Genomic DNA, 24,017 nt, shown 5'->3' with positions numbered 1-24,017 from the left:
CACATGCAATTATCGCCAACCCGTTAGTCAATAGCTGAAATTTAACCGTTAAAAACGGGCATCATAACATTCATTCAGATGGAAGATTGGCTCCTTCAAGCTTCTGGTGCGTATTCAACGGTTGAATTCTAATTCGTTTGATACGGCGTTTGTCGGCTTCCAGAATACGGAACTGATAGCCGGGAACGGCTTCCACAACTTCGCCTTTTGCCGGTATCCGGTCCAATGTCGAAACAATCAACCCGCCAATTGTATCAACATCCTCACCATGTTCTCCTACTCTGAAATCCGGCCCCAATGCTTTTTCGACCTCATCCAGCTCGGCACTTGCGTCAACAAGCCATTTATTATCAGCCTCTTTGATAATAGACATATCAACATCGTCATGCTCGTCTTCAATATCGCCAACAACAAGCTCGACAATATCTTCCATTGAAGCAAGACCATCTGTTCCACCATATTCGTCTATAATCAGCGCCATCTGGGTTCGCGTCGCTTGCATACGTGTCAAAAGTTGCCCGGCCAACATGGAACCGGGAACAAAAAGCACACTGCGTATCAGATCAAGGTTGCCAACAGGCTGCGACAAATCCACTTTGGAAAAATCAAGACATCCCTCTTTTTCGCCATTTTGAGCTTTATGGGTGATATAATTCAACACATCCCGAATATGCAGCATACCGCGCGGATCATCGAGACTTTCGGAATAGACCGGCATACGGGAATGTCCGGATTTTTCAAATTCGATCAATGTTTCGGCAAGCGTTGTTGTAATATCGAGCGCTTCTATTTCGGAACGCGGTATCATCACATCTTCCACGCGCGTTTCCCTGAGCCGCAAAATATTGTTCAACATGAGACGCTCTTCAGGAGAGAAAAGGCTGTTTGCCTCTCCTTCATCTTCAGAAAGAGCATCTGTCAGATCTTCACGCAATGTCGAATTATTGCGCGAGCGCAAAAAAGAAAAAAGATTGGCAAATAGCGATTTTTTTTCGTTGTTTTGCTGGCGCGAAGAATTTTGTCCTGTTGATGACCGGGAAGACTCTTCCTCGATTGAATTATCCGTTTTATCAGTCATGGTTCCTAACAAAAATCTCTTTATTCAAAATAAATCGGTTCATTTTTTATATTAACCCAAGAAATATATTATTCCAATATCTGTATGATTCGTTAATAGCAACGTTCATCTTCCTTGTTTATTCACTGTAAGGGTTGGAAATACCAATCTGCGATAATATTTTTATCTCCAAACCTTCCATTTGTTCGGCCTCTTCATCGGTTTGATGATCGTACCCCATCAGGTGAAGAAGCCCATGAACAATAAGATGGCCGAGATGATCGTCAAAACTTTTATTTTCTTCGCGTGCCTCGCGCTCGACGGTTTCAAAGGCAAGAACGATGTCACCCAGAATGGGACCCGGTTGTTGACCCGGTTTTACCGGAAAAGCCGGAAATGACAAAACATTGGTAGGTTTGTCGATATGACGCCATTGCCCGTTTATTGCACGAATGTCCTTATCATCGGTGAAGACAAGACTAAGTTCACTTTCAATCTTCCCGAAGCCGAGTTCAACCAATGTCGCCTGTAAGAGAGGATCGACAATCCGTCTCAAAGCCTCTTCGTTTTGCCAACCTTCAGCATTAATCGCTACATCATAACGCACTGTCATCTGGATAAATTCTTTATTCTATCATTTTTTTGACTATGATTTTGTAAATTCGTTCGCGCATCACGGTCATAAGCCGTAACGATCGCCGTTACCAATGGATGGCGAACAACATCGGCTTGACTGAAATGTATGATCTTTATGTCTTCAATAGGTTCAAGGATGCGCATTGCCTCTGTCAAACCGGATTTTTGTCCGAAAGGTAAATCAATCTGGCTTGGATCGCCGGTAACGATCATACGCGAGCCTTCACCAAGCCGTGTCAAAAACATTTTCATCTGCATTGAAGTTGTATTCTGCGCTTCATCAAGAATAACCGCGGAATGCGAAAGCGTACGTCCACGCATAAAGGCAAGCGGGGCTATCTCGATTATATCGGCAGCTATTGCACGCTCGATCTTTTCGGCCGGCATCATGTCATAAAGTGCATCGTAAAGCGGCCTTAAATAGGGGTCGACTTTTTCCTTCATGTCACCGGGTAAAAAACCCAGCCGCTCACCTGCCTCGACAGCAGGGCGGGAGAGAATAATGCGTTCCACCAATCCGCGTTCGAGCAACATTGCTGCATGGGCAACGGCAAGATAGGTTTTTCCGGTTCCTGCAGGCCCCACTCCGAAAACAAGTTCGGCTCGTTGCAGCGCTCGCATATAAGCGTCTTGCGTTGGCGTGCGAGCGTAAATTGTTTTCTTGCGGGTCGAAATATGGGCGGGCGTTACTTTGTTGGTCGTGCCATTTCCGTCCAATTCGTGACCTCCGGTATCACCCGCCGACGAGGCAATCGCGATAGCCCCGTCCACATCCGACAACCCCGGCTGCATGCCGCTCTTGGCCAGTTCATAAAGTTGATCCAGAGCCTGACGGGCAACCTCGATATCCTGTTTATTGCCACGAATTGATACTTCATTTCCCTGTGCGCGGATATCAAGTCCCAATTTTTGCTCGATCCGGGCCAGATTTTCATCGAATTGTCCAAAAACAACATTTGCCTGCCGGTTATCCTCGAAGACCAGCACAATATGGTCTGTATCGGATAGTCCGGTTGGAACAGGAACATGTAAGTCTTTGCCGGACTTTTTTATTTTTCCGTCTTCTCCGACTTTTACCGTTTTTTTCTTTCCGGTTGAATCGTTCAACCTTTTCTCCTCAAAAAACCGACACTGTTAGAAATATATAAAATTCCAGCCAAAAGAAAACATGCTTTTCATGCTTCTATACATGATGAATGCAATTGCTGTTTTCAATTTGCTGCATTGCCAAGAAGACTGTTAGAGGAAGCTTCTGTAATATTGACGGGTATGATTTCGCCGATTTTTGCATTTGTCAAAACAGCAACAGGTAACAACCACGGCGAACGACCGACCATTTGTCCATCATGACGACCGGCTTTTTCGATAAGCACATTAACCCGTTTACCAATTTTCGATTTCAGAAACCGGTGTTGCTGGTCAAGAATAAGTGCCTGTAAACGTTGCAGGCGTTCATCTTTCACCTTTTCCTCGACATGGCCTTTCATCGTCGCACCCGGTGTCCCCGGACGTGGCGAATATTTGAATGAATAGGCAGAACTATAACCGACTTCTTCAACCAGTTTTATTGTCGCCTCAAAATCTTCGTCGGTTTCGCCCGGAAACCCGACAATAAAATCTCCCGAAAAGGCAATATCGGGACGTGCTTTACGAATACGTTCGATCAATTTCAGGTAATCTTCAGCCTTATGCTGGCGGTTCATGGCTTTGAGGATGCGGTCGGAACCGGATTGCACAGGAAGATGCAAATAGGGCATCAACATTTCAAGATTACCATGAGCATCAATCAGACTGTCATCCATATCGCGCGGATGGCTCGTCGTATAGCGCAAGCGCTTCAACCCGTCTATCTCGGCAAGTCGATAAAGAAGATCACCCAATCGCCATTGACTTCCGTTTTGTGAAACGCCATGCCAGCCATTGACGTTTTGCCCAAGCAAAGTGATTTCTTTTACGCCCGCATCGACAAGCTCTTTTGCTTCATCGACAATCTGTTCGACCGGCCGCGAAACCTCGGAGCCACGCGTATAGGGCACAACACAGAATGTACAGAATTTATCGCACCCTTCCTGAACTGTCAGAAAAGCCGTGACACCGCGTTTTCTTACCGCCTGACGGTTATGATGCGGAAGATGGGCAAATTTGTCTTCAACTGCATATTCTGTTTCAACAACCTTTTTGCCTTCACGTACTTTTTGCAACAGCTCCGGCAAGCGATGATAGGTTTGCGGCCCTACAACGAGATCGACTGTCGGAGCACGCCGTAAAATTTCGTCCCCTTCGGCTTGGGCAACACAGCCCGTAACACCGATTGTCAACGGTCTTGAAGGATCACGCTCTTCGCGCATAACGCGCAAACGTCCGAGATCCGAATAAAGCTTTTCGGCTGCTTTTTCGCGAATATGACAGGTATTGAGCAATATAAGATCGGCGTCTTCGGGAGACTGTGTGGCAACATAGCCTTCGCCGTCAAGACTATCACCCATGCGCTCGCTGTCATAGACATTCATCTGACAGCCATAGGTTTTGATATAGACCTTGCGGATATTGCTGTTTTTTTCTTTTGCTTCACTCATAACGCATTTTTATCCGGTTTTCTGGTAAATCTCAATCTTTTTACTCGTATGTCTTTTACATAAGGTTTTGCACTCAAGAAGTTATTTTCAGGGGGTATTCTCAAGAGGTCTATTCTCAAGGCGCTTATAGTCAGTTTTTTACCCACGGGCTTTTTTCCGGAAGCTTTTATTCATGGGCTTTTTGCCGATGGGCACTTTACCGGTCTATTCTTCACCCATCCGCTTTTTGCTAACCGGCTTGTTGGAGAATGGTTCTACGCATTATCAAGGCATCACTATGGCCTTTGTCGGTTTGATAATAGCCGGGCCTGCGTCCGACTTCACCAAAACCGAAACTTTTATAAAGTGAAAGTGCCGCGAGATTATTTTCATCAACCTCAAGAAAAAGTTCTTTAGCCCTTTGTTGATAAAGATATCTGAAAACTACATCCATAAGTTTGTGTCCTATGCCTTTTGCCCTGAAACGGGGATGCACAGCAATTGTTAAAATTTCTGCCTCATCAACAACAAGCCGGCAAAGAACGAAACCCGCAACTTTTGCGGGTTTGCCAATGGGGCCGGCTGTAAAACCGAAGATTCGCGGGTCAGTTAAAAACGCGGAAAAAGTCGCATCGTCCCAAGCGTGATAAAACGATTTTTTATGGATTTCATGTAGAACATCGCTATCGTCGACAGCAATCGGATTAACAACGAATTCGGTTTTTGAAAACAAAAAACCACTCATTTGTCTTTCCTTGGCAAGGAAAATCCCATCTGCGGCTTTGCATCTGCATCGCGCAAATAAAGCGGCTTGGGGGAGCCTTCCGGCAATTTTGACTGCGAAAGAATTGCAAAACTCACAACATCCGGCGCATCTATAGAAAAAATTGCATTATCATTCACTTTTGCCAAATTTCCGATTGTTTTGGCAAAAGGCCCTGCGAGAATGGCATCTTCGTCAAGTGTAGCAACCACATCTTCTGTCTCCTGTACTCTGGCCGGAGAAAGCGATTTTGAATTTTTATCAAAATCCTGCCGGTAAACCATACCCCGCCCTGCATCAATGAGCGAGATAATGCGCTTTTCAGGAAATTGGTGATGGGCTTCATAAGCTATTGCTTCAAGGGAACTGACGCCGATTGCCGGTTTTTGAAGAGCCAGTGCCAAACCTCTTGACGTGGCTACACCGATACGCACACCTGTGAAAGATCCCGGCCCGATATTGACTGCAATACGATCAACCTTATCAAGATCAAGTCCGGCTTCTTTCGTAGCCAGAATAATCTGGTCAATCAATTTTTCGGCATGCCCTTTTCCTATCTTGTCACTTACCCGTGCAACAAGTGAACCATCTGCCATCAATGCGACGGCACAAATCGAAGAAGCTGTATCTATGGCGAGTGTAATCATTCGATGTTTATTAGATCATTGTTAATGAAAACAAAAGGACAGATAGGGTGGAATCAGTCGATTTTGAAGTCTTAACCTGCAATCTATCAAAGATCGTCCGGCAGAGACTACATCCCGCCAATCAGACCTCATCGTATCAACCGATAAGTTAAGCAAAATATTATCATTTGAAAAAACTATGAAAATATCTTGGAGACTGCGCATGTGATTCATTATCGTAGATAAAACACCTTTTCTTTTTCACGAAATACCGATGCAGCCTTAAAATTCGGGTCTCATGATATTTAACCTGTTGCTTGACAATCGCTGGCGTATTACAGGCAGATTTTTTCACGGATATTTTGCCATTTTATTTTTACTCTAAAATATTCGATAAATTCTAATAACTTATTTTAATTTTTATATTTATATTTAAAATTACAACATAAAGTTGATTTGTTTTTTCAATCATTGAGTTTATTTTTAGAAATATAATAATTTTAAAAAAGTAAAATGACAAAAAATAGGTACATAAGTTTATAAAAAAAACTTATCTATTCCATAACGGATCGATATATGAAAAATAATACAAAAATAATTTGAATTTTTGTATTGGATTATTATTGATAAGGAGTATTCTATATATGCATCACCGCACTACCGTTGAGACAGCTTGACAATGGTAGAAATTCCAAGCGGAACTTTTTAGCGTTTGGTGCGTTTTATAATTACGCAATTCAGTTCAAGCGGAGATTAATTCGATATGCTAAAAACACATAAAACCCGTAATGATATGCCTTCCAACACAAAAACAACTGCAATCGCATTGTTGAACAAAAATCTGGCAACGCTGATTGATTTGGCACTCATTACCAAGCAGGCTCACTGGAATCTCAAAGGTTCAAATTTTATCGGCGTCCATGAAATGTTGGACGGTTTCAGAGATGCCATTGATGAACATGTTGACATTATTGCCGAGCGTGTCGCCCAGTTGGGTGGAACAGCGCTTGGTACAGTTCAGACTGTAGCAGGAGCATCGAAACTCAAGGCTTATCCGACCGACATTTACAAGGTGCACGACCACCTTTTGGCTCTTATTGAACGTTACGGCGATGCTGCAAATGATTTGCGCAAAGCCATTGACGAAGCAGATGACGCTGGTGATGCTGATACTGCCGATATCTTTACGGCTGCATCACGTGAACTTGACAAGAGCCTTTGGTTCCTTGAATCACACGTACAAGAAGCCTGAGCAATAGCATTTAAATAGTTGAACCGGATTGACCGGTTATCAAAAAAAGGAAGCAGCCGCTGTTGCTTCCTTTTATTTTTTTAAAAAATTTCAGGCCACTTCAATCCCGATAAAAGCGATTGAAATTAACCGGTCAAAAAATACAAAAACGAAATTGTTTTTTGAGCTATGGAAACAGCTCCTGACCAGATCGGTTGCCAACCGGGAAAAATGCTTCGGTTGCCAACCGAGGGAAAAAGCATCGGTTCCCAACCGGAGAAAAAGCATCGGTTGCCAACCGAGGAAAAAGCGCTTTGTGAATATTGTCTGCTCGCGTTTCAGGTGCGCCATCCTTTTACGATTTTAAATGCCCTCGACCGGATGGGAAAGTATGTAACTTACCGTTTTTGAAACCGGAACACATTCGCTTAACGGCAAAACAAAGTGTCGAAAAAAGTGTCGAAACCTGTGTTTCAGATAACGACATGTTTCAAACACCATAAAATTCCGGCACCTTAGAATTCCGGCACCTTAGAATTCCGGCACCTTAAAATTCCGGCATTGAAAATTCGCCGCAGAAAAGCAAAGCCCCGCTTGAAGGCGGGGCTTTCCAAACTCGTTTATATTCAAGACAATTGCTATTATTGCGCAGGTGTAGCTGGTGTTTCAGGTGCAGCTTCTGTCGAAGGTGCAACCGGACTACCACCGGGAACCTGATCGATAATATCAGGCTGAACAATACGCCCCGAACCACCCATCATATTGTAGTTCAAGTGGGAAATTGCCCACCATGTACCACCAATAACGATGAATACGCAGAGTGCACCGAACCACATTGAGCCGACCATCCACTTCGCATCCGGACCTTCGTTGAGGTGGAGGAAGAAAACAATCTGAACGACTATCTGGATGAGAGCCATACCAATGAGGTAGATAACCTTGGTGCTCACTGCCCAGTTATCGAGCATTCCTTGCATAACAGGAATGAATGATGCGAGGGTTAAAATAACAGCCAGAATAAAACCGACCATGTATTTACCGGTTGTTACACCGTGTGCTTCTTCATGTTCGCTCATTATAGTGCTCCCAAAAGATAGACGGCGGTGAAGACACCTACCCAGACGATGTCAAGGAAGTGCCAGAAGATAGACAGACAGCTTAAACGTGTCTTGTTATCGCTATCCAGACCGCGACGGCCGAGATGTACAAACATCAATGCCATCCAGATCAAACCGGTTGTAACGTGAATACCGTGTGTGCCAACCAGCATGAAGAAGGACGACCAGTAAGCCGAAAGGACTTCTTTGCCGAATACCCGCACACCGGTTTCAGGGTCAACACCTGCATAAGCGGAAGGGTCAAAGAAGAAAACGGATTTCAGTTCACCGTTTTCCATAACACCCCAAAGCAGCTTATGGAATTCATTCAACTCCATTCCGATAAATGCAAGGCCGAGAATGAAGGTAATAGCAAGCCATGTTTTAACACCGCCGATGTTACCTTTATGAACCTGCACCATCGCCATGCCATAAGTAATTGACGAGAACAGCAGCAAGGCTGTTTCACAAAGCACATAAGGCAGCTCGATGAAGTCTTTGCCGGCAGCGCCGCCGCCATAAGCGGAGGCGAACACTGCAAATGTAGCGAACAGAGTTGCAAACAGGATCAGGTCGGAAAGGATATAAACCCAGAACCCGAACACCATTGTCGAACTGCCGTCGTGGTGATTTTCCGCGTGAGCGGTTGTTACTGCTGTAGCGCTCATGCTTTTACTCCTTGTGCTTTGAGAACAGCGCTGAATTCGTCTTCAGTCTTCTGTACTTCCTCAGCCGAGATGTAATAGCCTGCATGGTTTCCATTAAGCGAATGAAGCAGAATGGTTACAATGAAGCCAACGAACGTAATTACAGCCAGCCACCAGATGTGCCATACGAGAGCGAAACCGAGCACCAACATCAACATGCCGGAGATAAAGCCAGCAATCGTGTTGGAAGGCATGTGAATCTTCTCGAAGCCTGATGTTTTACGATGCTCACCACGTTGTTTCATATCCCAATAGGCATCGTCCGCTTGAACGACAGGGACTGTAGCGAAGTTGTAAGCAGGAGGAGGACAAGAAATTGACCATTCCAGTGTACGAGCATCGCCCCATGGATCGTTCTGGGTAATCGGCAATTTGCCTTTATGCTTGATGCCATACCAGATGGCGATCAAAACCTGAAGAACGAAGCAAAGGATACCAAGAAGGATGATAAACGCACCTACAGCAGCTGTAATGAACAATGGCTGCCAGCTTGGTTCCATGTAGTGTTGCAAACGACGTGTTGCACCCATCAAACCAACTGCGTAGATCGGGAAGAATGCGACGTAGAAGCCGATGAACCAGCACCAGAACGAAGCAATACCCAATGCACGATTCGGCTTGACACCGAAAGCTTTCGGGAACCAGAACGCCAACGCTCCGAGGTAGGCGAACACAACACCACCAAGAATTGTGTGGTGGAAGTGGGCAACCAGGAACAGGGAGTTGTGGAACTGCCAGTCAGAGGGAACAATCGAGAGCAGAACACCGGTAAGACCGCCACCGACAAAGGTGAACATCATACCCATGCACCACAACATCGGAGGTTCAAAACGGATGCGTCCTTTATACATGGTGAAGAGCCAGTTGAAGACCTTAACACCGGTCGGAATAGCAATAATCATCGTTGCTGTACCGAAGAAGGTGTTAACAGCTTCACCGCCACCCATTGTGAAGAAGTGGTGACCCCAAACAATGATCGAAAGGATCAGGATGACGAGAACAGCCCAAACCATCGAGGTGTAGCCGAAAAGACGTTTTGACGAGAATGTCGGAACGATTTCGGAAATGATACCGAATGCAGGAACAACCAGAACATAAACTTCCGGGTGACCGAAAATCCATACATAGTTGATCCAGACCATCGGGTTACCACCGGCGGTATTGGTGAAGAAGTTCATATCAAGATAACGATCGCCAGCAAGCAGAGCATAAGCAACTGTCAACGGCGGATAAATGATAAGGATAAGAACGTTTGAAACCAATGCGCACCAGCAGAATACCGGCATTTTCCACATTGTCATTCCCGGAGCGCGGCACTTGATAATGGTGGCAACAAAGTTGACCGCACCCATTGTCGTCGCGATACCGGATAGCTGTAGTGACCACAAATAATAGTCAACACCTGTATCCGGACTATTCAACAATTCCGAGAAAGGAGGATACATCAACCAGCCACCGCGGCCGAAATTACCGATACCGAGTGAAATGTTGATGAGAATTGCACCGGCGCATGTAATCCAGAAGCCGAGGTTGTTGGCAAATGGAAAAGCCACATCGCGAGCACCGAGTTGTAGCGGCAGAACATAGTTCAAAATACCGAACAATAGCGGCGTTGCCATGAAGAAAATCATGATTGTGCCGTGTGCCGAGAAAATCTGGTCAAAGTGATCAGGCGGCAAATAACCCGCATTCTCCGATCCAAGCGCGAGCGCCTGGTGTGTACGCATCATGATAGCGTCTGCAAAGCCACGGACAAGCATGACAATTGCGAGGACAATATACATAATGCCGACGCGCTTGTGATCAACAGATGTGATCCAATTGCGCCACAATATTCCCCACCAGCCGAGCAGCGTGATAGCGGCAAGAACAACGACTGCCAATACAACCACAACAAGGCAGGTGTATAGGACAATCGGCTCATTCGTTAGCGCGTGAAACGCTCCGGCTACAGGGTCTGTAAGTCTTCCAAACATTTTTCAACCCATATTAAATGAATTTCGGTTTGGAGGGGACGCTGCCTTTTCATAAGGTTAGGCCCCTTCCTCGATAATTTTATTTCTTCTGAACCACACCGGGATCAAATACGGAGCAGAGTTCACCCCACAGAGATTTCGCTGCAGCTAGTTTCATCTGATCTTCGTTGCAAGTGGTGCCTTCATCAACGCAACGGTTCACGATGCGGTAGTATAGACCTTTTTCAACTTGCGAGAAATAGCGAACCTCGGCGTCTTTTTGCTTACCTGCAACATCACCCATTTTCGGTGAGAAGGAAAGCTGGCGGTAGCCTGCACGGTCAAGCGTTTCTTTGCTTTCACGCGCTTTGGCAATCCAGTTGTCAAAGTCGGCTTGAGCCACAGAATTCCACTTGAAGTGCATTTCAGAGAAACCGTCGCCACTGTAATTGGCTGAAGATCCGTTGAATACACCCTTACGGTCAGCAATAAGGTGCAACTTCGCATTCATTTGCGGCATTGCATATAGAACTGTCCCAAGACGTGGAACCCAGAAAGCGTTAACCGAATTTTCAGAAGTCAACTGAACGAGAACCTGACGGTTTTCCGGTGCATAGATTTCGTTGATCGAAGCTACGCCATATTGCGGATAGATAAACAGCCATTTCCAGTCGAGTGCTACAGCATCGATCTGGAGCGGCTCCTGTGTTCCGGCAGCATCTGCGCTGAGAGGCTTTGAAGGTTCGAGCTTATATGTGAAATATGCTGTCAAACTTCCCAAAATAATAATAACAAGAATCGGAATCCCCCACATGAAGGTTTCCACTTTTTTCGAGTGCCCCCAATCCGGCAGATATTCTGCTTGGGTGTTGGTAGCACGATATTTAATTGCGAAAGCAACGACGGCGATCATTACTGGAATAACAATACACGCCATCACGATAACGCACGTAACAATCAAAAATAGCTCATGGCGCGCCACATAGCCCGCCGGGTTGAGAACATCAAATTCACAACCTGACAAGAGCAAAGCGGATATTAAAACGCCCAGCAGCCCTGTTAGTTTACCAAAGTTCTTCATTCCTACCTGCCTCTTTATATGCATTGCATATTATTGCACGAGGGTATTTCTATTCATTCGTCACGAAAAAGCAGCATTTTCCCGCTCTTCCGGTATTCCACATCAGACAGATTAATTGTCCCAAAAAGACATAGAAGCCCGATCTGGACTGACGTTGCCACAAAGACAATTGTGGCATCATCTAGGCACGTCTTACTCTTTAGGTGAAAATTCGCAAGGGTTTTGTCCCCCCCTGCGTCAATATTGCGCGGTTTTTCCGACGATTTCGGATTCACAAATCGCGTTGAACGATATATTCAACTGCGAAGCGGTATCCGGCACTTCCGCAGCCCGCGATGACAGCATCGGCACGTTCCGACACAAATGAGTGGTGGCGGTAAGCCTCTCTTTTATGGATGTTTGAAAGATGCACTTCTACAACCAATCCTTCAAACATTTTCAGCGCATCGAGAATCGCAATCGAAGTATGGCTATAAGCTGCCGGATTGATAATAATTGCATCACTTTTCCCGATAGCATCCTGAATAAAACTGACGAGCTGGCCTTCATGATTGGTTTGTAAAAATTCGATGTCAAAACCGTGCGACCGTGCGCACTCGTGAACGAGAGCCTCTATATCATTCAAGGTTTCGCGACCATATATGGCCGGTTCGCGTTTACCTAGAAAATTGAGATTCGGACCATTTAAAACTGTAATCTTTTTTGCCATCGCCATTTGCCCCTCTTAGTTCGAGCTATTCCCCCAAGTCATCCAACATTTCCGGACTCTCTGCAATGCTTCCGTCCGAGATTTCAAAAAATTGTGCGCGCCCGTCCAATGCAGAAAAAAGTTGCCTGTCGGTTCCGGTCATGAATGTCTGTCCACCAAGACGATCAAGACTATCGAACAAGATCGCCCGACGATTCTTGTCAAGGTGGGCTGCCATCTCGTCGAGCAAGAGAATCGGTGTCATACCCGATATTTCTGCCGTTAATTGCGCATGAGCCAAAACAAGCCCTATCAGCAATGCCTTTTGTTCTCCTGTCGAACAAAGTGCAGCCGGCATATTTTTCGCCCCATAAAAAATTAGCAGATCGCTTCTATGCGGGCCTTCAAGAGTGCGACCGGCTTTACGGTCAAGCTCCCGTTTATCGTGAAGACGCTGTCTGTATTCTTCCTCGACATCCACCGCCGATTGACGGGCAAGTGCCCGTTCCACGAGCCCCTCTATATCCAGAACAGGCGTTGGAAACGATTTTTCGCTATCAAAATTTTCAATATCGGAGATGAGCCGCACAACATCCATACGCGCCGCCGCAATCGCAATTGCGAGTTCCGCCATCTGCATTTCCAAGGCATTGAACCAACCTTCATCGCTACTTCCATCCGCCAAAAGGCGATTTCTCGCGCGCATTGCCTTTTCAAAATCCACCACACGCCGCGCATGGGCAGGGTCAATTGCCAGAACCATACGGTCGAGAAACCGCCGCCGCTCGCTTGCCGGCCCCGTAAATAGTCCATCCATCGAGGGAATAAGCCAGCTTAGACGACAATATTCGGTCAATCGGTCAGAAGTTACACCTTCACCGTTTATCCGCACTTTACGCCCGCTGGATGCGATGTCACTTGCAGTTCCGATATTCACATCTCCGTAAAGCGCAGAATGTAATTGTGCGAAAATAACAAATCCATCAGCCCCCTTCTGATCGATTGCTCCCTTTTGAAGAAAGTCGGCACCCTCTCCCGCCGTTATTTTTTCTTGAACAGCAGTTTCCAATTGTTGAAGACGGGTTTCGTCGGCACCGCCGGATGCTCTTTCATGACCGAAAACCGGATTGGAACCGGCACTAACAACATTGTCATAAGCCGCCCGACGCAAACCACGTCCGGGCGAAAGAAACGACAGGGCTTCAAGAAGATTGGTTTTCCCCGCACCATTGTGACCGGTGAAGACGACAAGCCCATCGGAAAAATCGGCCGAAAAACCCCGATAGTTGCGAAAATTGGTTAGTTTCAGTTGCCGGACAAACACCTTTACAGCTCGTCCGCCATATTTTTCCACCATTCGTTTCTATACACGCATCGGCATCAAAACATAAAGTGCATTCGCATCTTCACCATCCCGAATGAGCGTCGGCGCCCCGGAATCGGCGAGCATGAAGACCGCATTTTCACCGTTGAGTTGTGCCATAATATCAAGAAGATATTTTGAATTGAAACCGATTTCCAAAGGTTCGCCTTCATAATCGGCGACGATCTGGTCTTCCGCACTGCCGGAATCAGGATTGTTGACTGTGAGTGTTAATTGACCATTTTCGATTGTCAATTTGACGGCTCGCCCGCGATCACTCGAAATAGTCGAAACGCGATCGACCGATGCAGCAAAGCTTTGACGGTTAATAGTGAGTTTCTTGTCATTACCCAAGGGAATAACACGTTGATAATCAGGAAATGTGCCGTCGATCAATTTCGAAGTCAGCACAACAGAAGCGATGCTGAAACGTATTTTCGTTTCCGAAACTTCTATTTTGATTTCGCTTTCGGCTTCTTCCCCCAACAGCTTTTGCAATTCGCCTACGGCTTTTCGGGGAATGATAACGCCCGGCATTCCTTCAGAACCGGATGGTGCATCGGTTTCGGCTTCGGCCAGACGGTGACCGTCCGTTGCAACTGTGCGCAGTTTTAACCCTTTATCATCTATCACATGGAAATAGATGCCATTGAGATAATAGCGCGTTTCTTCGGTTGAAATAGCAAATTGGGTGCAATCAATGAGTCGCTTCAATGCAGATGCCGCCAATGTAAAACTATGGCTGAAGTCACCGGCATTGAGTTCGGGAAAATCTTCCTTGGGCAAACATTGCAACCGGAAATTCGACCGGCCGGAAACAACCAGCATGGCATTTCCGTCATCTGCGACCGAGAGCATTATCTCGCCACCTTCGGGAAGTTTGCGGACAATTTCGTAAAGAAGATGAGCCGGAACCGTTGTCGACCCTGACTGTTCGATATTGGCTGCAGTCGTTTCTGTCACTTCAAGATCGAGATCGGTCGCCTGCAATTCAACTCCGGAATTGACTGCATTAATCAGGACATTCGACAGAATAGGAATCGTATTTCGTCTTTCGACGACACGATGTACCCGACCGAGAGATTTTAACAGATGGCTACGATCGACTGTGATGCGCATATTGGACACTCTCTATAACTAATTCTGCCATTCAACTATTTCTTGCCGTAAAATTACACGCAATGATCCTTTAAAGACAAGGAATCACCTTGCAAGAAAACAAATTAAAAACAGAATGGCAATATTCTTGCCTGAAATGCAAGTCTTCGCCTGATTATCACATCCGGTATTCGGTTTGCAAATGAACCCGTCAGGCTGACTGTTCGTCGATCAAACGTTTCAGCAATTCCAGTTCTTTGGCCAATTGCTGATCGGCTCCGACCATATCCTCGATCTTGCGCACAGCATGGAGAACGGTTGTATGGTCACGCCCGCCGAAACGCCGACCGATTTCCGGTAAAGAGCGCGGTGTCATCATCTTGGCGAGATACATTGCAACCTGACGCGGTTTCACAATTGTGCGGGTCCGCCGGTTCGACAACAAATCCTGCTTGGAAACATTGTAATGGCGGGCGACAACACGTTGTATTTCTTCAATGCGAATCCGCTTCGGCTCACCGGAGCGCGTCAAATGATCCAGCAATTCGTCAATGCGGTTCAATGACAAATCGGGTTCAAAAGACTGGCGGAATAAAAGCTGGTTAAAAGCACCTTCGAGATCACGCCCCGAACCGGAAACAGTTCTGGCAATATGCGACAAAACTTCATCCGGAATTGCAATCGAAGGATCATCATGTTGGGCAGCTTTCAAACGCTTGCGCAACATTTCAAGCCGCATATCAAAATCCGGCGACTCGATTTCCAATGAAACTCCACCCTGCAACCGCGAGCGGACACGCACGTCAAGCGACTCAAGCTCGGCAGGTGCCCTGTCGGCAGCAACGACAACCTGCTTCGCACTGTCCAGCAACATATTGAGCAAATGACAGAACTCGTGTTGAATCGACTTGCCTTGCAAAAATTGCATATCGTCAATGATGAGCAGATCAATGTCACGCAATTGTTCTTTGAATGACAATGCATTGTTGTCGCGAATTGCCGTTGCAAAACGCCACATAAAATATTCTGCCGTCAAATAGATGACACGGACCGGCGTCGGACGTTGCAAAGCTGCAGCCGCAATAGCCTGTAAAAGATGGGTTTTCCCCAGACCGACAGCGGCATGAATGAAAAGCGGATTGAAACGCAGAGCACTTTTATGACTTTCCGCAATGGACCGCGCTGCAGCGAGAGCTACACGATTGGAAGGCCCTTCGACAAAGGTATCAAAGGTGTAACGCGAATCGAGCGGTGAGCCAAAAACACTTTGCTGCGCCTCTGCCGGAAAATGGTCTGTCCGGTTATGGAGAGAAGAAGGAACAGAATTTTCCGGCTGGACGTGTGCATGATTTTCTTCGTCCTTGCGCGGTGCGGCGTGTTTTACTACACGATTCATGCCACGCACGACGACATCGACACGCAAGAGCGACGGGCATTCCTGCCGCCAAAGCTCTGTTAGAATTGTTGCATAATGGTTGGTAATCCAGGAACGCAGAAAAGCGGTCGGAACAGAAAGGCGCACCTGACTTCGATTAAACTCGTCGAGCTGCAAACGCCCGAACCAGCTTGTATAAGCTTCATTGCCAACATGGACTTTCAACTGGGCCATTACCCGATCAAAAAGTTCGTCCCCTTCACCTTGTGTTACCAAATGGTGTGCACCCTCACCCATTCCGGTTTCACTTGACACTATCCCATTCAAATTTGACATTTTACGCAACATTCTCTCTGACAACAACCGAAGGAAAACGACCGGTAACGATACCCTCAAGCCAACCGACGATTTTCGTCTTTATTAAAAATAAAACAACTCGCACAAAACAGACTTCGTGTTCGCTCAGTCTTGTTGAACCGATACACTTCCGCTTTATCCGACAAACCCTGTTAAGCCCCTACAAATTTTCGTTCGCGAGATCGGACATTGCCAACATGCTTCAAGACGGCACCATCCAGCGCAGTGTCTTATTTCAGGCAACTTCCGAAACAAGCGATACCTCATCAACTGTTTCACCGGCAGAACGAACGTCCCATCATTATTCAAGCAGCAACGGAGCCGCTTGAACCGGACAGTCTTGCCAGAACAACAGCCAAAAGAAATTCCCTTCCGGCTCTCGTCTATCCCTTTCGCCGCATTTGGCGAAAGACTCATGAAACAGCTAGGAAAGCTATCCTTTCCTTCGTTAAACATACAAAAACGCTATCCATAATTGCAAGGGGTGAAAAATGTGCCAAATCGTCCCAAACACCCGATCCTGACTGTGCCGTCTTTTAGCAATGAAGCGTAATTACTTTGATTCAATAAGCTTTTTTTCAAATGTTCCGGATAGTCTCATCGAGATAAAACCCCTTAAAAAAAAATTAAAAAAAATACTTGACAAAAACTATGGCGAACGGGGCTTGCGACAGCTTGTGGATAAAACAGGTAATTATCTGTTTTTAAACGTTTTTTAAACCAAAAAATTTAACGATAATTTATTCTAAAAATAGCATTTTTTTCAGTTAATTTTTTTCTTCCTGACACAGATCAAATGCCAAAAAACCGGCATCCAGAAGATACCGGTTTGAAGTCAAAACGAATAAAACACACGCGGCCCATTTTGGCCGCCAGAGTTTTTAAAATCAGGCCGAAATAGTTTTCAACTTTTTAGCAAGACGTGACACTTTGCGCGATGCTGCATTTTTATGCAGAACACCTTTGGTCACAGCACGCATCAATTCAGGCTCGACTGCCTTGAAAGCAACTTCAGCGGCGGCTTTATTACCGGCAGCAACCGCATCATCAAATTTGCGCACAAATGTACGAACACGTGTACGGCGTGATTTATTAACTTCTGTGCGTGCTGCAATCTTACGCACTGCTTTTCTGGACGAAGGTGTATTCGCCATAAGTCTATCTCTCTCTTCTTATTGAACGGCTTTTAAGCCTAGAAACACAAACTGCGGCCAGTAGCCGCTTAATCTTGGCGGGCTTATAGCTTAATTCAGCCGCTCGCGTCAATGAGATTCTCTCAAATTGTCATTTAAAAATAAACGGGGTGCGATTCCACACCCCGTTTATCAATTTTTAAAACTGCCAATCAGCCTTCTTTGGCCAAATTGCGCAGAACATACTGCAAAATGCCGCCATTATGGAGGTAATCAAGTTCATCGACCGTATCGACCCGGCAAAGAAGCGGAACTTCCTTGACAGTGCCGTCACTGAATTGAACTTTGGCAACAGTCTTTTGGCGCGGCTTCAGATCGTTGATACCATCAATCGTGATAACTTCATCGCCTTTCAGCCCCAAAGAGCGCCAGCTCTGTCCATCCTCGAAGACAAACGGAACAATTCCCATACCGACGAGATTGGAACGGTGAATACGCTCGAAGGATTGAGCTATCACCGCGCGCACGCCCAAAAGATTGGTTCCCTTGGCCGCCCAGTCGCGGGATGAGCCGTTACCATATTCGATACCGGCAAAGACAACGAGTGGCACATGCTCGCTCTTATACTGCATGGCAGCATCATAGATCGATTCTTCTTCCTTGGATGGATAGTGAATGGTGTAACCACCTTCGCGTCCATTCTCGCCAAGCATGAAGTTACGGATACGGATATTGGCAAATGTGCCGCGCATCATCACCTCATGGTTGCCACGACGGGTACCATACTGGTTGAAATCGGCGGGTTTTACACCGTGTTCGATCAAATATTTACCGGCCGGAGAATCAACCTTGATAGAACCGGCAGGTGAAATATGGTCGGTCGTAATCTTGTCCCCGAAAAGTCCGAGGATACGCGCTCCGTCAATATTCTTGAGCGGTGCTGGTACTTTCGGCATATTTTCAAAATAGGGAGGATTGCGAACATAGGTCGACTTGTCGTCCCATGCATAAGTCTCGCCTGCAGGAACCTGAACTTTCTGCCAGTTTTCATCACCCTTGAAGACATCCGCATATTTCGATTCAAAAATCTTGCGGGTAACATTCTTTTCGATGAATTCCTGAACTTCTTGCGAAGTTGGCCAGATATCCTTCAGATAAACCGGTTTGCCATCCTTGCCGGTTCCAAGAGGCTCTTTTGTAAGATCCTTGGTGATGGTTCCAGCCAAAGCATGGGCAACAACAAGTGGCGGTGAAGCAAGGTAGTTTGCCTGAACATCAGGCGAAACACGCCCCTCGAAGTTACGGTTACCCGAAAGCACTGCCGCAACAATCAAGCCCTTGTCATTGATGGTTTTTGAAATTGCCGGTGGCAGAGGACCGGAATTGCCGATACATGTCGTGCAACCGAAGCCAACAAGATTGAAACCTAAAGCATCAAGGTCTTTTTGCAGTCCCGAATTGACAAGATAGGCTTCAACAACCTGCGAGCCGGGAGCCAGCGAAGTTTTAACCCACGGCTTGGATTTCAAGCCTTTGGCAACCGCGTTTCTGGCAAGTAGACCTGCCGCGATCAGAACACTCGGATTGGATGTGTTGGTGCAAGAGGTAATCGCTGCAATAGCGACATCTCCGTGGCCAATGTCGAAATCCTCGCCTTCAACCTGATAACGTGTTTTTTCGCCGGTTGTTTTCTTATATTCGTTGTGAAGAGCTGTGGCAAAACTTTTACCGACTTCTTCAAGCGGCAAACGCCCTTCCGGACGTTTCGGACCGGCCATCGAGGGCACAACCGTTCCCATATCAAGTTCGATTGTATCGGTAAACACCGGATCGGCCGTATGGGAATCATGCCACATGCCCTGAGCTTTTGTATAAGCTTCGACAAGTGCAATCCGCTCTTCTTTACGACCTGTCATATTGAGGTAGCGGATGGTTTCCTGGTCAATCGGGAAAAAGCCGCAAGTCGCGCCATATTCAGGGCTCATATTGCCGATTGTTGCACGATCGGCCAAAGTCATATGCTCAAGACCGGGGCCAAAGAATTCGACAAATTTACCAACCACGCCTTTTTTGCGCAACATCTGCGTTACGGTCAAAACAAGATCGGTCGCGGTAATGCCTTCCTTGAGTTTGCCTGTCAGACGGAAGCCGATAACTTCCGGCAATAACATCGAAACCGGTTGGCCAAGCATGGCAGCTTCGGCTTCAATACCGCCAACACCCCAGCCGAGGACACCAAGACCATTGACCATAGTGGTATGGGAATCGGTACCGACACAAGTGTCGGGATAAGCTATTGTGTGGCCATTTTCTTCTTTTGTCCAAACACATTGGGCAAGATATTCAAGATTGACCTGATGGCAAATACCTGTCCCCGGAGGAACCACGCGAAAATTCTTGAAGGCTTGTTGGCCCCATTTCAGAAAGCGATAACGTTCGCCATTACGCTTATATTCGAGTTCTTTATTGTGTTGGAAAGCGAGCGGATTGCCGAAATCATCAACAATGACCGAGTGGTCAATGACCAGATCAACCGGAACCAACGGATTGATTTTTTCCGGGTTTTCACCAAGTTTCACCATTGCGTCACGCATGGCAGCAAGATCTACAACCGCCGGAACGCCTGTAAAATCCTGCATCAAAACGCGTGAAGGGCGATAGGCGATTTCAGCGCCTGCTTTTCCTTTGTCGTTCAGCCATTTGGCGATATTTAAAATGTCGTCTTTCTTGACCGTGCGACCGTCTTCAAAACGTAACAGATTCTCCAAGAGAACCTTCATTGAAAATGGCAAACGGGAAACACCGGTAAGACCATTTTTTTCAGCCTCTGTCAGACTGTAATAAATATAGTCCTTGCCATTCACATGGAGCGTTTTGCGGCACTTAAAACTATCTATTTGAGACACGACTGTTCGTCCTTATATCTGTGCGAGCCTTAGCTCCTGGAACGAACGCCACAAACTGCGGGTCAAGATCGCAGCTACGGTGCGGGTGCAGTCATTTCCGCTGTCCGTTCCTCAACCGCCAGAACAAGCAGATTTGGAGACCGGCCCAAAAATTGTTCCACACCGACCGCTGGTATGGTAATTCTTTTATAGTTCCTTTTCTGGAACTGTTCCAGACGTAATCCATTAAAAAAAATGTGTTTACTTGTTTGAACGCGCCATCCATCCTAAGAAAGGTCAAGCAAAATCCGGTGGTTACATGGAAATAAAAGCAGTCGAACTCAGCGCAAAAAGGGGTGAAGAGGTCTTATTTCAGCACCTCTGCTTTACAATCCATGATAGAGAAGTGATGACGATTACCGGCCCGAATGGCATCGGCAAGTCAACTTTGCTGCGAATCATTGCCGGTTTTCTGCAAGCGAATGAAGGAACCATAGAAGCAAAAGAAGACGGGCAGATTTTTCCTGTTGCTCTCCTCAGTCATTATCTTGGCAGTCAAAACGCCATGAAAACGCATTTGAGCGTTTTACAAAATCTCGAATTCTGGTCAAATTTCGATTCAGCGCAATTGTTGTCGCCGATGGAAGCACTCGATCAGGTCGAACTTTCCGGCATTGAACATCTTCCCTTCGGTGTTCTTTCAACCGGACAGAAAAGACGCGTTGCCATTGCGCGATTGTTATTATCCCATCAGCCTTTATGGCTCCTCGACGAGCCGACATCGGGGCTTGATAAACATGCAAGTTCGATCTTTGCAAAAATCATGGAAGACCATAGAAACCGTTCGGGCATGATTATTGCCGCAACCCATTTGCCTCTTGGCATAGAAGAAAATTATAATATCTTACTTGATAATTATCTTCCCGATTTCGAGGAAAGCTGATGAAGGCTCTTTTCTTGCGCGATCTGCGTATTGCTTTTGGTCCGGGAAGCTCCTTGCTCACTGGACTTCTGTTTTTTGCAGCAATTATCATTATAACTCCGTTTGCGATCGGCCCCGATCAGGAAATTTTATCCCGCATTGGTCCCGGAATGCTGTGGATCGGAGCCTTGTTATCTATCCTTCTTGGACTGGACCGCATGTTCCAGACCGACCGCGACGATGGCAGCCTCGATCAACTGATATTATCGCGACATAGAAAAAGCTTGAGTCTCGTTGTTTTTACCAAATGTTCGGCTCACTGGTGTGGAACTATTCTGCCGCTCATTCTTTTTACTCCTGTGCTTGGATTGATGCTCGGTCTTGATGGAACAGCAATAGGCGGTCTTATGCTCACACTTTTATGCGGAACACCTGCCATTACCCTGATTGGTGCAGTCGGAGCGGCACTTGCAACCTCGCTACCGCGTGGCGGCATCTTGATATCGGTTATTGTTCTGCCGCTTGCCGTGCCGGTTATGATTTTCGGGGTATCCGCAGCTTATGCTACCACCGCTCCGGGGATCTCGTTTATAAATCCGTTATTGTTTTTGATCGCACTGTCACTGTTTTTCTCGATCCTCGGCCCATTGGCTGCGGCTTTGACACTTGCTTCATTATCGGACTAAACATCACATCTTTGTCAGATTGGTGTCATATGTTGGTCTCTATGAAGAAAGATAATTGCGACAAAAACAAAACCCGATAATAAGGGACATCATGGAATTGATACAAAAAAAGACAAACTGGCTGCAATCATTAGCCAACCCGACGCGTTTCATGGGGTTGAGCGGTATAATTTTGCCGTGGCTCAGCCTTGTTGCTGTTATTGTTCTCGCCTGTGGCCTTTTCATGGTCATGCGTTCGCCCGACGATTATCAGCAAGGCATGACGGTGCGCATCATGTATCTTCATGTGCCTTTTGCATGGCTTTCCATGTGCTGTTACACTTTGATGAGTGTTTCGGCACTCGGAACTCTGGTCTGGCGCCATCCGCTTGCCGATGTATCACTCAAAAGTGCAGCTCCGATCGGTGCGACTTTTACCGCACTTGCCCTTATAACCGGCTCTCTCTGGGGGCGGCCAACTTGGGGTACATGGTGGGAATGGGATGCAAGGCTCACGTCTGTGCTCGTGTTGTTTTTGATCTATCTCGCTATTATTGCGCTTTCACGAGCCTTTGACGATCCGACAAAAGGCGCAAAAGCTGCCGCTATCCTGACACTTGTCGGCTTTATCAACATACCGATTATCAAGTTTTCCGTCGAATGGTGGAACACACTTCATCAACCCGCCTCCATTCTTCGCAAAGGTGGCTCGGCCATAGATAGCGCCATGTTATGGCCGCTCTTTACCATGGCTATCGGTTTCACACTGGCATTTTTTGCCCTCTATCTTGCCAGAATGCGTACCGAGATTACCCGTCGGCGTGTGGAAACAATGCAAAGAATGGCTGCGCGGCATCTGCGCCAGAAGGAAAATGTAAAATGACCATTGAAAATACAACCGGTATTTCCGATCGTATCGACATCTTTCTGGGTCAGTTCGACCATACCCAGATTGTCAGCTTGAGCTATATTGTCTCGGCTGCCATACTTTTGCTGCTGGTTTTATATATTTTCCTTGATGGCCGCCGTCAAAAAAACCGGCTACATAAACTTGAACAATCAAATGCCATCCGTGCCAACAAAATAAAATCGTGACGATCATGGACGCGCCTAAAAGAAAAATGAGTGTTCCGGTGATGATTGCCCTTTTCGGGCCATTCATCCTGTTTGTTGTTCTGGTTGTTATCATGTTCAGCCATATGGAAACGACCAATCCGGACACGGCCAATCTTGTTCCCAATGCACTTTCCGGCAAACCGGCTCCTGCAACCCGCTTGCCTCTACTCGGTCAAACCGGTTCTTTTAACCCTGAAGACTTCAAGGGACGTGTCACACTCGTCAATTTCTGGGGGTCATGGTGCCCGCCCTGCCGTGACGAACACCCCACCCTTATCGAAATTTCCAAAGACAACCGCTTTGACCTTGTCGGCGTCAATTACAAAGACAATCAGGAAAATGCCATACGCTTTCTTGATAATTTCGGAGATCCTTTCAAGCTCGTCGGCTTTGACCAAAGCGGCCGCGCTGCCATTGATTGGGGTGTTTACGGACCACCGGAAACTTTTCTTTTAAACCGCGAAGGCATTATTGTTTATAAACATATCGGGCCATTAACGCCGCAAATCTTTAAAGATGAAACATTGCCACAAATTGAAAAGGCACTGGATAGCAACACTTCTTCGGCCAATCATTCTTCTTCCCGGTAGCTTTTTTATCATGGTTCCCTTATTATGATAAGGAACGTCCTTTGTGCCAGAACAGCAATCCAATCACACCGGCCTTTGTGGGGTTTCATTTTTGCTTTTGTGACACGCAAGGAAACA

The 24,017-nt window shown here is 46.5% G+C and carries 22 protein-coding genes; 6 read left to right on the top strand and 16 right to left on the bottom strand.

Translation table 11 applies throughout. From position 1 onward, the window contains the following. Positions 1 to 70 precede the first annotated feature (70 nt). From GQS64_RS02725 to tsaB, 6 genes are all read right to left on the bottom strand, one after another. The gene (locus GQS64_RS02725) at positions 71 to 1,078 is read right to left on the bottom strand and encodes a hemolysin family protein (protein ID WP_198230541.1); all 1,008 of its coding nucleotides are present in this window, start codon (positions 1,076 to 1,078) and stop codon (positions 71 to 73) included. Positions 1,079 to 1,196: 118 nt separating this feature from the next. Next, positions 1,197 to 1,670 (bottom strand): rRNA maturation RNase YbeY, encoded by a 474-nt coding sequence (ybeY, locus tag GQS64_RS02720; protein ID WP_077990631.1) that lies wholly within the window; start codon positions 1,668 to 1,670, stop codon positions 1,197 to 1,199. Then, positions 1,667 to 2,746 carry a PhoH family protein gene (locus tag GQS64_RS02715; RefSeq protein ID WP_198230877.1) on the bottom strand — a complete coding sequence of 360 codons (1,080 nt, stop codon included), beginning with the start codon at positions 2,744 to 2,746 and terminating at the stop codon, positions 1,667 to 1,669. Before GQS64_RS02715 ends, ybeY begins: the two co-directional genes overlap by 4 nt. A gap of 158 nt (positions 2,747 to 2,904) precedes the next feature. Then, complete coding sequence (gene miaB / locus GQS64_RS02710; protein WP_077990628.1) at positions 2,905 to 4,269, bottom strand: tRNA (N6-isopentenyl adenosine(37)-C2)-methylthiotransferase MiaB; 1,365 nt, start codon at positions 4,267 to 4,269, stop codon at positions 2,905 to 2,907. A 229-nt stretch (positions 4,270 to 4,498) separates the two neighbouring features. After that, positions 4,499 to 4,993: a ribosomal protein S18-alanine N-acetyltransferase gene (rimI, locus tag GQS64_RS02705; RefSeq protein WP_198230540.1), complete on the bottom strand. Its 495-nt coding sequence runs from the start codon at positions 4,991 to 4,993 to the stop codon at positions 4,499 to 4,501. Beyond that, positions 4,990 to 5,658 carry a tRNA (adenosine(37)-N6)-threonylcarbamoyltransferase complex dimerization subunit type 1 TsaB gene (gene tsaB, locus GQS64_RS02700; protein ID WP_198230539.1) on the bottom strand — a complete coding sequence of 223 codons (669 nt, stop codon included), beginning with the start codon at positions 5,656 to 5,658 and terminating at the stop codon, positions 4,990 to 4,992. Before tsaB ends, rimI begins: the two co-directional genes overlap by 4 nt. Before the next feature lie 742 nt (positions 5,659 to 6,400). On the opposite strand from tsaB, the gene dps reads away from it, so the two are divergent. Then, positions 6,401 to 6,889, top strand: a complete 489-nt coding sequence (gene dps, locus GQS64_RS02695; protein ID WP_077990620.1) for a DNA starvation/stationary phase protection protein Dps — start codon at positions 6,401 to 6,403, stop codon at positions 6,887 to 6,889. Between the two features lie 620 nt (positions 6,890 to 7,509). On the opposite strand, the gene cyoD is transcribed toward dps, so the two are convergent. From cyoD to acnA, 10 genes are all read right to left on the bottom strand, one after another. After that, a complete protein-coding gene (gene cyoD / locus GQS64_RS02690; protein ID WP_077990611.1) occupies positions 7,510 to 7,944 on the bottom strand; it encodes a cytochrome o ubiquinol oxidase subunit IV in 435 nt (144 codons plus the stop codon). Further along, the gene (locus GQS64_RS02685; protein WP_077990608.1) at positions 7,944 to 8,633 is read right to left on the bottom strand and encodes a cytochrome (ubi)quinol oxidase subunit III; all 690 of its coding nucleotides are present in this window, start codon (positions 8,631 to 8,633) and stop codon (positions 7,944 to 7,946) included. The genes cyoD and GQS64_RS02685 overlap by 1 nt, the downstream gene beginning before the upstream one ends. Then, positions 8,630 to 10,648, bottom strand: a complete 2,019-nt coding sequence (cyoB, locus tag GQS64_RS02680) for a cytochrome o ubiquinol oxidase subunit I (protein ID WP_077990604.1) — start codon at positions 10,646 to 10,648, stop codon at positions 8,630 to 8,632. Before cyoB ends, GQS64_RS02685 begins: the two co-directional genes overlap by 4 nt. A gap of 79 nt (positions 10,649 to 10,727) precedes the next feature. After that, positions 10,728 to 11,708 (bottom strand): ubiquinol oxidase subunit II, encoded by a 981-nt coding sequence (gene cyoA, locus GQS64_RS02675; protein ID WP_077990602.1) that lies wholly within the window; start codon positions 11,706 to 11,708, stop codon positions 10,728 to 10,730. Positions 11,709 to 11,979: 271 nt separating this feature from the next. After that, positions 11,980 to 12,417 (bottom strand): type II 3-dehydroquinate dehydratase, encoded by a 438-nt coding sequence (gene aroQ / locus GQS64_RS02670; protein WP_198230538.1) that lies wholly within the window; start codon positions 12,415 to 12,417, stop codon positions 11,980 to 11,982. Between the two features lie 25 nt (positions 12,418 to 12,442). After that, the gene (locus GQS64_RS02665) at positions 12,443 to 13,753 is read right to left on the bottom strand and encodes a DNA replication/repair protein RecF (protein ID WP_198230537.1); all 1,311 of its coding nucleotides are present in this window, start codon (positions 13,751 to 13,753) and stop codon (positions 12,443 to 12,445) included. A 6-nt stretch (positions 13,754 to 13,759) separates the two neighbouring features. Next, positions 13,760 to 14,878: a DNA polymerase III subunit beta gene (gene dnaN / locus GQS64_RS02660; RefSeq protein WP_077990591.1), complete on the bottom strand. Its 1,119-nt coding sequence runs from the start codon at positions 14,876 to 14,878 to the stop codon at positions 13,760 to 13,762. Between the two features lie 190 nt (positions 14,879 to 15,068). Next, the gene (gene dnaA / locus GQS64_RS02655) at positions 15,069 to 16,529 is read right to left on the bottom strand and encodes a chromosomal replication initiator protein DnaA (RefSeq protein WP_369805194.1); all 1,461 of its coding nucleotides are present in this window, start codon (positions 16,527 to 16,529) and stop codon (positions 15,069 to 15,071) included. Between the two features lie 947 nt (positions 16,530 to 17,476). Beyond that, complete coding sequence (gene rpsT / locus GQS64_RS02650; protein WP_077990583.1) at positions 17,477 to 17,743, bottom strand: 30S ribosomal protein S20; 267 nt, start codon at positions 17,741 to 17,743, stop codon at positions 17,477 to 17,479. Positions 17,744 to 17,934: 191 nt separating this feature from the next. Next, the gene (acnA, locus tag GQS64_RS02645; protein WP_198230535.1) at positions 17,935 to 20,628 is read right to left on the bottom strand and encodes an aconitate hydratase AcnA; all 2,694 of its coding nucleotides are present in this window, start codon (positions 20,626 to 20,628) and stop codon (positions 17,935 to 17,937) included. A gap of 298 nt (positions 20,629 to 20,926) precedes the next feature. Here acnA and ccmA point away from each other — a divergent pair, with 298 nt between their 5' ends. The 5 genes from ccmA to GQS64_RS02620 all read left to right on the top strand — a co-directional run bounded on the left by ccmA (position 20,927) and on the right by GQS64_RS02620 (position 23,900). Beyond that, on the top strand, positions 20,927 to 21,550 hold the full coding sequence (gene ccmA / locus GQS64_RS02640) for a heme ABC exporter ATP-binding protein CcmA (RefSeq protein WP_077990578.1): 624 nt from the start codon (positions 20,927 to 20,929) through the stop codon (positions 21,548 to 21,550). After that, the gene (ccmB, locus tag GQS64_RS02635; protein ID WP_198230534.1) at positions 21,550 to 22,215 is read left to right on the top strand and encodes a heme exporter protein CcmB; all 666 of its coding nucleotides are present in this window, start codon (positions 21,550 to 21,552) and stop codon (positions 22,213 to 22,215) included. The genes ccmA and ccmB overlap by 1 nt, the downstream gene beginning before the upstream one ends. A 91-nt stretch (positions 22,216 to 22,306) precedes the next feature. Then, positions 22,307 to 23,077, top strand: a complete 771-nt coding sequence (locus GQS64_RS02630) for a heme ABC transporter permease (protein ID WP_198230533.1) — start codon at positions 22,307 to 22,309, stop codon at positions 23,075 to 23,077. Then, a complete protein-coding gene (gene ccmD, locus GQS64_RS02625) occupies positions 23,074 to 23,289 on the top strand; it encodes a heme exporter protein CcmD (RefSeq protein WP_198230532.1) in 216 nt (71 codons plus the stop codon). The genes GQS64_RS02630 and ccmD overlap by 4 nt, the downstream gene beginning before the upstream one ends. Positions 23,290 to 23,294: 5 nt before the next feature. Next, a complete protein-coding gene (locus GQS64_RS02620; protein WP_198230531.1) occupies positions 23,295 to 23,900 on the top strand; it encodes a DsbE family thiol:disulfide interchange protein in 606 nt (201 codons plus the stop codon). Positions 23,901 to 24,017: the final 117 nt, after the last annotated feature.

Source organism: Bartonella sp. P0282 (assembly GCF_048452985.1).
Lineage (GTDB): Bacteria > Pseudomonadota > Alphaproteobacteria > Rhizobiales > Rhizobiaceae > Bartonella > Bartonella choladocola.
This window is presented reverse-complemented; position numbering and strand designations above follow the sequence as displayed.